This window comes from Pontibacter brevis (assembly GCF_054779655.1).
In genome coordinates this window covers 40,203-51,191 of the sequence record NZ_BAAGXV010000085.1, presented here as the reverse complement: position 1 = coordinate 51,191, position 10,989 = coordinate 40,203, and the positions used below count along the sequence as shown (strand labels likewise).

Here is a 10,989-nt window from a genome sequence, read left to right as displayed (position 1 = left end):
GAAAATAGAGGTGCAAAAGGTGGTATCAACTTGCAAGGTTCGCAAAGATAAATTTTTTGATTTTTTCTTAGAAAATGTAAGCCCTATAGGATAGGATGAGCATGTGCAGGAGCAGAAGTAATGAAGTTGCCAATCCTTTGTTAGAACATCTGGTGTAGTGGAAGAGGAAAAGCGCGATCAACGAAAGGTGTATTATGTCTTGATGAAGAGACATTTCCCAGGGTAGTGCATCGGTTAGTTGTTATCAAAGGTTTTAGATAACAGGTAACTTCGTTATATCAAGTAACAGCCAGGTATTGGGGGAGTATTCCGTGATAGCTTCACCCACGAAGACGCTGATTTTTTAATCCGGGACGGAGTGCCCTGTGTGAAAACAGGATGGTAGGGGTAGAAACCGGCAGCTAACGCGTGCCGCCGTTCCAGAACATTTGATTTAAAAGTAAAGCTGCCACCCCGGTATGGGTGGCAGCTTTACTTTTAAATCAAATGTTTCTACTCATTATGCTGAGTTCCTTTCCGCATTAATGATGCCGAAAGAGCAGCGCACTACCAGTTTCTCGTATTTCGGTTTATACTCACTTTGCTGGCCTTGCTCTTCCATCTCCCTGATTTTTGTCAGCGCATATTGCTGGATGGTAAGCAACGGAAGCTCAATCCGCTGGCGCATTTGTATCGACTGTAAGTTTATCGGTTTGTCTTCCATCAGTTCAACAGCTCCTGTCAGGCGCAGGATATAGCTCTTTGTCAGCTGGAACTCATCATGAATCATGTTCCACAACTCGCCATAGTTCGGGTGGGTCGACAGGAATGCAGTTAACGGGAAGAAGCATTTTGTCATGGCCATTTCGCAGTTGTCTATCAGTGTTTTAAAGAACAGGGAGCGCTTGTAAAGTTTGGCTACATCTTCCCATTTACCCGCTGCGTCCACTCTTTGAAGTGCTGTTCCGACACCGTAATAACCTGGCAGGTTCTGTTTTAGCTGGCTCCAGGAGCCCACATACGGCACCGCACGCAGGTCGTTCAGGTTAAGCTTGCCTGGCTTGCGCTTTGAAGGACGGCTGCCAATGTTCGCTTCCGCATAGTAGCGCAGCGGGCTGGCATAAAGCATATACTCCAGGAAGTTCGGGTGGTTCTTTAGGGTATTGTACTTCTCAAAACTCTCCTTCGACAGGTCTAAAAGCAGTTCCTCCTCCTCTGAAGTTAGCGTGCCGTCTTTAGAGGCAAAGAGCGCACTATGGATGCCGGCATGCATCAGCTGTTCTATGTTGAACTGTGCGGCATCCACTGTTCCGAAGTTCGAGCTGATAGTTTGCCCCTGTATCGTCAGCTGAATTTCCTTGTTCGAAATGTTAGGTCCCATAGAAGCATAGAACTGGTGCGTACGTCCGCCGCCTCTTGCCGGTGGGCCTCCTCTGCCGTCGAAGAATACGACCTGCACATCGTATTGCTTCGAAATGGCGCTTAACTCTTCTTTCGCTTTGTAAATGCCCCAGTTGGCCATCAGGTACCCGCCATCTTTGGTGCCATCCGAAAAGCCTAGCATGATGGTCTGGATGTTGCCCCGGTTATGAAGGTGCTGGCGGTATACCTCATTCTGGTATAAAGCAGCCATCACGTCACCAGCGTTTCGCAGGTCGTCTATGGTTTCAAAAAGCGGCACAATGTCTACGCTCCGCGATTCGTGCCCCCAGCCACTCATTGTAAGCAGACCGTACACACTGAGGATATCGAGGGCACTGGTGCTGTGGCTGATGATGTAGCGGTGGCAACCTTGTTCTCCGTTTGTTTCCTGAATGGTTTTGATGGCGGCCATACTCTCCAGTACATCACGGTGCAACTCGTTTTCAAAAGCTGACGGATCAACTGTTTTCCTGTTCTCCAGCAACGCAGCTATTTTTTCCTCTGCCGATAGGTCAGCATAATCAGCCGGCAACACATCTGTCGTGTCAGCTATAGTTTGCAGCAGCTCCGCGTGAACAGAACTGTCCTGCCGGACATCCAGGGCAGCGAAATAAAGCCCGAATAACTCTACTTTGCGCAACAGGTTTTCAACCAGCTGGAGGAACAGGCTGTTGTGCTCCTCTATGAGGGTGGTGCGAATCTGAACCAGTGTCTGTATGATTTCCTCGCCTGAGATATCCAGCTCATGGTTGGGCACGAACAGGTTGTTATAAAGCTTCTGCTCCAGCGCTACCACCACGTTCAGCACGTTCTTAAAAGTCAGACGCCGCTTTAGCCGGCGTACATCCAGGTAATAGGATTTAAGGGCAGCTCCCCGCAGCGCTTCTGCTACTCTGAGGGTGATGCCTGCGTTTACAAAAGGGTTGCCGTCTCTGTCGCCACCTGGCCAGAAACCGAATCGGATAAGAGGGTTCTTGCTGCTTACCTCGTTTGGGAACTGGTTCTTCAGGTAGGTCAGGATATGGCCTGCAGCCGGGTAAAAAACATTCTCAAGGTACCAGATAAGGTTTACGGCTTCATCATAAGGAGTTGGTTTTTCGTTCCGGAAGAAAGGCGTTTTACCTAACTGCCGCAGGTAACTGTTTATCTGCGAGGTGTTGTCGTTCATCATCGCTTTCGACAGGTCGTTGATGATGCCGAGCACCTCGCTCGGGTAAAACTGCGTAGGGTGGGCGGTTAACACCAAACGAACAGAAAAGTCTTTCAACTTTTCTTTCAGCTCGGCATGGTTCTGCTTCTGCTGTACCTCCGACTGCAGGTGCTTCAATGTTCCAGGGCCCTGCATGTCGTGAATGTCGCGGTATGCGGCATCCTCCAGGGCATCAAACAAAACGACTTGGCGCTCATTGTACTGCACAAACCGGAACAGCAGGTCCAGCATTTCCTTGTCTTCCTTATAGGAAGTATGCTGCTTAAAAAATGTGTCTATTATTTCAACCGGACTCTGTTCTTTACTGAAGCCTTCTTCGCAGTGTAACAGGAATATAGTCAGCAATACTCCGGTTCTTTCCATCCGGTGGAAGGGAAGTGCAGTGAATAAACTGTTGTACAATTGAAACCGGAGACCTACTTGCTTATTGTAAACCTCTAATGTGCTGTTGGCAGAACCATCCATGTGTATTCGTCTTTTCAAATATGTTTTAATGATGCTTTAATTTGTGATTATCGCAATATAATGAAGTTTTAGTTATTATTCCTGCAATTGCATACCCTTTTTGATAATATTTAGCATGTTAAGAATGTGTGTTCTGCTATTACAAAGGTCATAAACGGGCTTAGTTTTTTCATCGGAGACTCCAAACCGTCCTGTTTCTTTCTTCGTGTTTCTGTTTACGCTGTTTGTAGCTAAAAGCTTCTAAAACAGGGTTTGTGCCGTTCGTTTTAAGGGTCAGGAAGCCTCCTTGCAGGCGCTTCATCCACACAACCAGCATGAGGCAGCTATCTTCTCTTTTAACAATACATGAAGCTGGCATTTGGCTTCTCCCGGGTAAGCTGGATGAAGTATTGAATAAGGAGTTCACAGGTGGCCTGCAGGAAGTGATAGTCAGAATATCATACCTTTTCTTTCAAAATATCAACAACCAGTTTTCGTTAAACGGGTATTTGAAATTTTAAGTTAAGGCAACCTGGCACACACTAACATGAACTACTGTGTGGGTTCAACTTTAACCATAAGTTACAAAACAAACCATCTTAATGATATTCAGAAAGCTGACCCAGAAGGAGAGAGACTGAAAGGCACAGAAGTGGGCAAGGGACTAAGTCGTTTAACTTCTTTGCTTGAGTTGATACTTTGTTATGGGATTTAGTAAAATGGCAGGAGAACATTGCACTACAACCCAAACAAGGGCTAGGGCTTCTCACAATTTTTAGTAAATTGTCGTGTACAAACCAATGCCCGCGCCCATGGCAGAAGAATCTAACTACAGGCTACAATACTACATGTTCCTGCTCAGCAAGCACTACCGTAAGATACTTCTTGGCCTGGTGCTGCTCATTATTGTATTCACTTCCATTAAAACAGTTGGACCAGAGGAAGAAGGGGTGGTGCTGTATGTGGGCCAGTTTGACCGGACGGTGGAGCCTGGGCTTCATTTTATTCTGCCGTTTGGGATAGAAGAAATGGAAAAGATACCGGTGCAGCGGCAGCTGAAACAGGAGTTCGGCTTTCGTACCGTAGAGCCTGGCACTACTACACAATATGCGAATGTGGGTTTTGCAGACGAGTCGCTGATGCTGACCGGCGACCTGAACCTGGCGGATGTGGAGTGGGTAGTGCAGTACCGTATTGTAGACTCCTACCGCTACCTGTTCCGGGTACGGAATGCCGATAAGGCGCTGCGTGACATGTCAGAGTCTGCGGTGCGGAAAGTGGTCGGAGACCGAACCGTAAACGAAGTCCTGACAGTGGGGCGGCAGGAGGTGGCAACCAGTGTGGAGGTGCTCCTGCAGCGCATGTGCGATGAGTATGAGAACGGTATTCGCATTGACCAGGTCGTGCTGCAGGACGTGAACCCGCCGGACCCCGTAAAGCCGTCTTTTAATGCCGTGAATGAGGCGCAGCAGGAACGTGAAACACTCATCAACCAGGCCGAGTCGGAATATAACCGTATTATTCCACGTGCGCGTGGAGAGGCCGATGAAACGATACAGCTGGCAGAAGCCTATGCCCTTAAAAGAGTGAATGTGGCCACCGGCGAGGCCGCCCGCTTCAATTCCCTTTTCGAGGAGTATGTGAAGGCACCTGAAGTAACCAGAAAGCGGCTTTATCTCGAAACAATGGAAAGACTACTGCCAAAGATCGGCGATAAAGTTATCGTGGATGAAAACGGCAATAACGTGCTGCCTTTACTAAATCTGAATAATCAGCCTCAAAAGCAATAAACCTTGAACATAAGAAGTATACTCTCGCTTTTAGCCGCCGTTGCTCTCCTGACGCTGGCCTTCAGCAGCATCTTTGTGCTGGACGAGACGCAGCAGGCCATCGTGACACAGTTTGGCAAGCCTGTAGGTGCCCCTCGCACTGAACCTGGTTTGCATTATAAGATACCCATCATCCAGAAAGTACAGTTTTTTGACAAGCGCTACCTCGAATGGGACGGTGACGCCAACCAGGTGCCTACAAAAGACAAGAAGTTCATTTTCGTGGATACCTATGCCCGCTGGCAAATTACCAACCCGCTACAGTTCTTTATCCGCCTGCGCGATGAGCGTTCCGGGCAGTCCAGGCTCGATGACATTCTGGATGGCGAGACCCGCAATGCCATAGCCAGCAACGACCTGCTGGACATTGTCCGGTCTACTAATCGTGAGCCAGAGGTGGAAGAGGATTTTATGGAAGACCTCGAAAACCTGGAAAAGATTAGCGTGGGCAGAGACAGGATTGAAGCCCTGATCCTGCAGCGGGCAAATGAAAGAACCTCAGACCTTGGCGTTCAGATCCTCGACTTCCGCTTTAAGCGCATGAATTATGTGGACGAAGTGCGGGACCGTGTGTATGACAGGATGAAGAGCGAACGAAACCGTATTGCTGACCAGTTCCGGTCTGAAGGGCAGGGCGAGGCACGGAAGATAGAAGGTAACAAAGAGCGTGACCTGGCCCAGATACAATCTGAAGCTACCCGGGAAGCAGAGGTGATACAAGGGCGGGCCGACGCACAGGCCACCTCTATTTACGCGGCAGCTTATAACAAAAATGCACAGGCAAGAGAACTTTACAGTTTCCTCAGGTCTATGGAGGCCCTGGAGAAGTCTTTTGACGGAAAAACAAGTATCATTCTCTCTACCGATTCCGAACTTTACCGCTACCTGAAAAAAGGGAACTAAGCGTCTGGCAACTTCAATTCAAACATTATAAACAACATGATAATCTTTAAAAGAACCCTTGCTTTCTTGCTGTGCCTGTGCAGTGTATCTGTTTTTGCACAAAGCTGGAATAAAAAGCAGGCTGCTGTCGTACTGACTTATGACGATGCCCTCAATGTACACCTGGACAACACTGTTCCCGCTCTGGATTCCCTGGGTTTGAAAGGGACATTTTATTTAACGGCTGCTTTCCCGGGTTTTACACAGCGAATAGCGGATTGGAAAAAGGTAGCAGCCAGCAAGCACGAATTAGCGAATCATACTCTTTTTCACCCCTGTGATGGAAGTCAGCCCGGAAGAAGTTTTGTTACCGCAGATTATGATTTGTCTACCTATTCTCTCCGCCGTTTAACGGATGAGATAAGAATGACCAACAGCGTGCTGCAGACACTTGACGGAAAGAAGGAACGCACCTTTGCTTACCCATGCGGGGATACAAAAGTCGGAGAGGTATCTTATATAGATACTATCAAAGGTGATTTTGTGGCAGCACGGGGGGTACACAGTGAAATGGTGCAACTTAACAAGTCGACAGACCTGTACAACGTAGGCTCCTATGTTGTCAACGGGCAGTCCGGAGAGGAGCTGATTGCTTTGGTAAAAGAGGCGATGCAGAAAAACAGCATGATTGTATTCCTTTTCCATGGCGTGGGTGGAGAGCACTCCCTGAACGTTTCCCTTGAGTCTCACCGCAAACTGCTGCGTTTTCTGAAGGACAATGAAAAGAAAATCTGGAACCCTACTTTCATAGAAGCCGCAAAGTACATCAAAACAGCAGATTCAGCTAAAAAGGCGAACGGTTAGTTTGCTGCACCAGGAGCAGAAAGATCCTTTTTTACATATTGAGCCTGGTCCGTTTACCGGAAGCAGGTACTTTATTTTTCATCACGCTAAAAGCCCGGGTAGATCTCCACTTACCCGGGCTTTTACTTTTATATAAGTTGCAAACAGGAAGAAGACATGGCTTAAAGAAACCACATTAAAATTATTCTATATTTTCTTTTCTGTTTTAGAGATAAAACTATAAATTAAAATATGTTAATGCTGCTCAGGTAAAAGAGAGGCTGCAAGAATGCTTCAACCCATTGGTTTTCCACTTACTCCTGTAGTTTCCTGTTTCTCTTATGGTTATGAATATTTTGTAAATAGGTCAGATAAACGAAAAGATTTAAAGATGTGAACAGGGCCAGGGGCATAAGAGAACTAAAGGATAACCAGAAATCATGGGATTTGGTGGTGATTGGAGGAGGCGCATCCGGCTTAGGTGTGGCGCTGGATGCACTTTCCAGGGGATTGTCTGTTGTCCTGCTCGAAAAAGCTGATTTTGCCATTGGCACCTCCAGCCGAAGCACCAAGCTGCTGCATGGCGGCGTGCGCTACCTGGCGCAGGGCGATGTTACGCTGGTTCTGGAGGCGCTAAAAGAGCGCGGGCTGGTGATGCAAAATGCCCCGCACGTTTCAAAAAAGCAGGCCTTTATCATACCCGTCTACTCTCTCTGGAATCAGATTAAGTACAGTGTCGGGCTTCGGGTATATGACCTGATGGCTGGCAGCCTCAGAATTGGCAAATCAAAGTGGCTGTCAAAACAGGAAGTCATCCGGAAAATTCCCACCATAAAGCAACGCGGCCTGAAAGGCGGGGTGATGTACTATGACGGGCAGTTTGACGACGCACGGCTGGCGCTCAATGTTGCGCAGACGTGCTTCGACATGGGCGGCTGTGTCCTTAACTATATGGAAGTAACAGGCCTGACCCGTGATGAAAATGGTATCCTCAGCGGTGTAAAAGTGAAAGACCAGCTCGGGCAGGGCCAGTATGAAGTAAAAGCAAAAGCTGTGGTGAATGCCACCGGCGTATTTGTGGACAGGATTCTGCAGATGGATAACCCGGGAGCGCTGCGGTCCATCATCCCCAGCCAGGGCGCACACCTGGTGCTGGACCTTTCTTTTTTAGGAGGACAGGATGCCCTGATGATTCCCGAAACATCAGATGGAAGGGTACTTTTCTGTATTCCCTGGTATGGGAAGATGGTACTGGGTACCACAGATACTATTGTGAAAGAGACGAAAGCAGAGCCAAGGGCACTGGAGCAGGAGGTGGATTTTATACTGGAAACCTGTGGCGAATACCTTGTCAGGCAGCCTACCCGGCAGGATGTGTTGGCAGTATATGCGGGGCTAAGACCGCTGGCGGCACCCAGGGCAGAAGGGGCGAAGACAAAAGAGATTTCCCGCAGCCATAAAGTGACCATAGCAGACAGCCACCTGATTTCTATTATCGGGGGAAAATGGACAACCTTCCGGAAGATGGGGGAAGACACCGTAGAGGCCTTCGCGAAACTAAAAAACATATCAGTAGCAGCAAGCGCCTCCCGGTCTATCAGGCTGCATGGCTACAGTGAAACCACCAACAGGGAGGGGCATCTTTCGGTTTATGGCAGCGATGCAGCAGGTATCAGAAGCCTGATAGCGGAACATCCCGCATTAGGGCAGGAGCTCCACCCGCAATACCCCCACACGCGGGCTGAAGTGGTCTGGATGGTCAGAAACGAAATGGCACTCAGGGTGGAGGATGTGTTAGCCAGGAGGATGAGAATACTCTTTCTGGATGCACAGGCTGCCATAGAGATAGCCCCTGAAGTGGCGAAGATCATGCGGGAGGAGCTGGGCCTTAGTGAGGCCTGGGAGCAAAGCGAAATCCTGTCCTTTCAGCAGTTGGCGAGCCGGTATTTAATCAATGAGTAAATCCCTACATAACCTACCAGACCATGAATCAGGAAAAGCAGTTTTTGCTTGCGCTCGACCAGGGAACAACCAGTTCCAGAGCTATTGTATTTAACCGGCAGGGCAGCATTGTATCCGATGCGCAGCGTGATTTTGAGCAAAAGTTTCCAAAGCCGGGCTGGGTGGAGCATGACCCGTTGGAGATATGGTCCTCGCAGGTAGCAGTAGCAACCGAAGCCATTACAAAAGCCAATCTTTCTGCCTATGACATAGCAGGTATCGGCATCACAAACCAAAGGGAAACAACTATTTTATGGGATAGAAATACAGGTGAGCCACTCTACAACGCCATTGTGTGGCAGGACAGGAGAACGGCAACTTATTGTAACGAACTAAAGTCCAGGGGGCTGGAGAGTATGATCAACGAGAAGACCGGGCTGGTAATAGACGCTTACTTTTCCGCCACCAAAATTAAGTGGATACTGGAGCATGTAGCGGGTGCCAGGGAAAAAGCAGGCAGAGGAGAAGTCTGCTTCGGAACAGTAGACAGCTGGCTGATATGGAAACTGTCTAACGGTAGCAAACACTATACAGACATCACGAATGCCAGCCGCACCATGCTGTTCAACATTCATGAGCAGCAGTGGGACCAGGAATTGCTGGACCTGTTTGATATTCCAGCCAGTCTCCTGCCTGAAGTAAAGTCGAGCAGTGAGGTGGTTTGCACTACTTCAGGCAGAATGTTCTCTGCCAAAATACCGATAGCGGGCGTTGCAGGAGATCAGCAGGCAGCGTTGTTTGGGCAGCTCTGCCTGGAGACAGGAATGGCGAAGACTACTTATGGCACCGGCTGCTTTCTTGTCATGAACACAGGAGAGCAGCCTGTGAAGTCACAAAACCAGCTGCTGACCACCATAGCCTGGAAAATAAACGGAAAGGTAGCCTATGCGCTTGAAGGCAGCATCTTTATTGGCGGAGCTGCTATCCAGTGGCTTCGGGATGGCATAAAAATAATAGACCATGCCCGGCAGAGTGAAGCGCTGGCCACTAGCCTGGCCAGTAACGAGGGTGTATATTTTGTGCCTGCCCTTACCGGCCTGGGAGCACCGTACTGGGACCAGGATGCCAGAGGTGCCTTCTTTGGTATTACACGCGGCACAACCTCTGCACATTTTGCCAGGGCGGCACTGGAATCTGTTGCTTACCAGGTATACGATGTGCTGAAAGCCATGGAAAAAGACAGCAACCTGCCTACCCGGGAGCTTAAAGTGGACGGTGGAGCTACAGAAAATAATTTCCTGATGCAGTTCCAGGCAGACATCTTAGACTGTACTGTAAAACGACCAAAGATGCGCGAAACGACAGCGTTGGGAGCCGCTTATCTGGCCGGGCTCGCGGTTGGCTACTGGAAGGATATAAATGAGCTCAGGGCGCTTGGGCAGCAGGATGATGTGTTCGAACCTAAGATGGATGCTGAAACGGTAGATCGCAACCTGCAATCATGGCATAAAGCTATCGGGCGGGCGAAAAACTGGGCAGCAAACCTAAAGCAATAGCCCATGCATCCTTTATTAGCAGAATACATCGGAACGGCTTTGCTCATTTTGATGGGGGCAGGCGTGGTAGCGAATGTGGTGTTACATGGCACCAAAGGGCACGGAGGTGGCTGGATAGTCATTACCACAGCCTGGGCACTCGGGGTATTTATAGGTGTGGCGGTAGCCGGCCCCTACAGCGGCGCGCATTTAAACCCTGCAGTAAGCGTGGCCCTGGCGCTGGCTGGCCAGTTTGAGTGGGCAAACGTATTGCCGTATATGCTGATGCAGCTCTTTGGAGCCTTTACGGGCGCTGCTCTGGCCTGGCTGATGCACAAGGACCATTTTGACCTGACGCCTGAGCAGCATACAAAGCTGGCTGTTTTCGCAACGGGTCCCGCCATCCGGAATTACCCTGTCAACCTGATTAGTGAAATCATCGGTACGTTCGTTCTCATATTTGTCATTCTTTTCTTTACGCCTGCAGCTATTGGCGACGAAAATAACACCCCTGTAGGCCTGGGTTCTTTAGGGGCTATTCCGGTTGCTTTTCTGGTGTGGGTTATCGGGCTTTCGCTGGGCGGCACTACGGGCTATGCCATTAATCCGGCAAGAGATTTAGGCCCCAGGATAGCACACTGGCTCCTGCCTATCCGTGGCAAAGGCCACAGCGATTGGGCTTACAGTTGGGTGCCTGTTGTAGGGCCATTACTGGGAGCAGTTCTAGCAGCATTAGCTTTTATTTTTATCAAAATTTGATGCCTTTCGGCTTCGCCCTTCAGTAAAACATTCGGGTCAGAACTTCGACTTTCTTTTACGCCTGCACGACTGGTATTTTCAACTATCGTAAACATTTTGAATGGAATTACGAAGCTGAAAAGATAAAAAGGAGTCCTGACTCCTG

At 49.0% G+C, this 10,989-nt stretch carries 7 protein-coding genes; 6 read left to right on the top strand and 1 reads right to left on the bottom strand.

Going from position 1 to position 10,989, the window contains the following annotated elements; translation table 11 throughout:
• Positions 1-499: 499 nt before the first annotated feature.
• Complete coding sequence (locus ACYVB1_RS18365) at positions 500-3,094, bottom strand: phosphoenolpyruvate carboxylase (RefSeq protein ID WP_460925261.1); 2,595 nt, start codon at positions 3,092-3,094, stop codon at positions 500-502.
• A 773-nt stretch (positions 3,095-3,867) separates the two neighbouring features.
• On the opposite strand from ACYVB1_RS18365, the gene hflK reads away from it, so the two are divergent.
• The 6 genes from hflK to ACYVB1_RS18335 all read left to right on the top strand — a co-directional run bounded on the left by hflK (position 3,868) and on the right by ACYVB1_RS18335 (position 10,844).
• Positions 3,868-4,845 carry an FtsH protease activity modulator HflK gene (hflK, locus tag ACYVB1_RS18360; protein ID WP_460925260.1) on the top strand — a complete coding sequence of 326 codons (978 nt, stop codon included), beginning with the start codon at positions 3,868-3,870 and terminating at the stop codon, positions 4,843-4,845.
• Between the two features lie 3 nt (positions 4,846-4,848).
• The gene (gene hflC, locus ACYVB1_RS18355) at positions 4,849-5,787 is read left to right on the top strand and encodes a protease modulator HflC (RefSeq protein WP_460925259.1); all 939 of its coding nucleotides are present in this window, start codon (positions 4,849-4,851) and stop codon (positions 5,785-5,787) included.
• Positions 5,788-5,823: 36 nt separating this feature from the next.
• A complete protein-coding gene (locus tag ACYVB1_RS18350) occupies positions 5,824-6,630 on the top strand; it encodes a polysaccharide deacetylase family protein (RefSeq protein ID WP_460925258.1) in 807 nt (268 codons plus the stop codon).
• 372 nt (positions 6,631-7,002) lie between these two features.
• Positions 7,003-8,571, top strand: coding sequence for a glycerol-3-phosphate dehydrogenase/oxidase (locus ACYVB1_RS18345; protein ID WP_460925257.1), 1,569 nt, complete (start codon positions 7,003-7,005; stop codon positions 8,569-8,571).
• A 23-nt stretch (positions 8,572-8,594) separates the two neighbouring features.
• Positions 8,595-10,106, top strand: a complete 1,512-nt coding sequence (gene glpK / locus ACYVB1_RS18340; protein WP_460925256.1) for a glycerol kinase GlpK — start codon at positions 8,595-8,597, stop codon at positions 10,104-10,106.
• 3 nt (positions 10,107-10,109) lie between these two features.
• Positions 10,110-10,844 (top strand): MIP/aquaporin family protein, encoded by a 735-nt coding sequence (locus tag ACYVB1_RS18335; RefSeq protein WP_460925255.1) that lies wholly within the window; start codon positions 10,110-10,112, stop codon positions 10,842-10,844.
• Positions 10,845-10,989: the final 145 nt, after the last annotated feature.

Bases quoted from the DNA above. Each gene is read 5' to 3' on its own strand.
- hflK (WP_460925260.1), top strand. From the start codon at position 3,868: ATGGCAGAAGAATCTAACTACAGGCTACAATACTACATGTTCCTGCTC.
- ACYVB1_RS18350 (WP_460925258.1), top strand. From the start codon at position 5,824: ATGATAATCTTTAAAAGAACCCTTGCTTTCTTGCTGTGCCTGTGCAGT.
- glpK (WP_460925256.1), top strand. From the start codon at position 8,595: ATGAATCAGGAAAAGCAGTTTTTGCTTGCGCTCGACCAGGGAACAACC.
- ACYVB1_RS18335 (WP_460925255.1), top strand. From the start codon at position 10,110: ATGCATCCTTTATTAGCAGAATACATCGGAACGGCTTTGCTCATTTTG.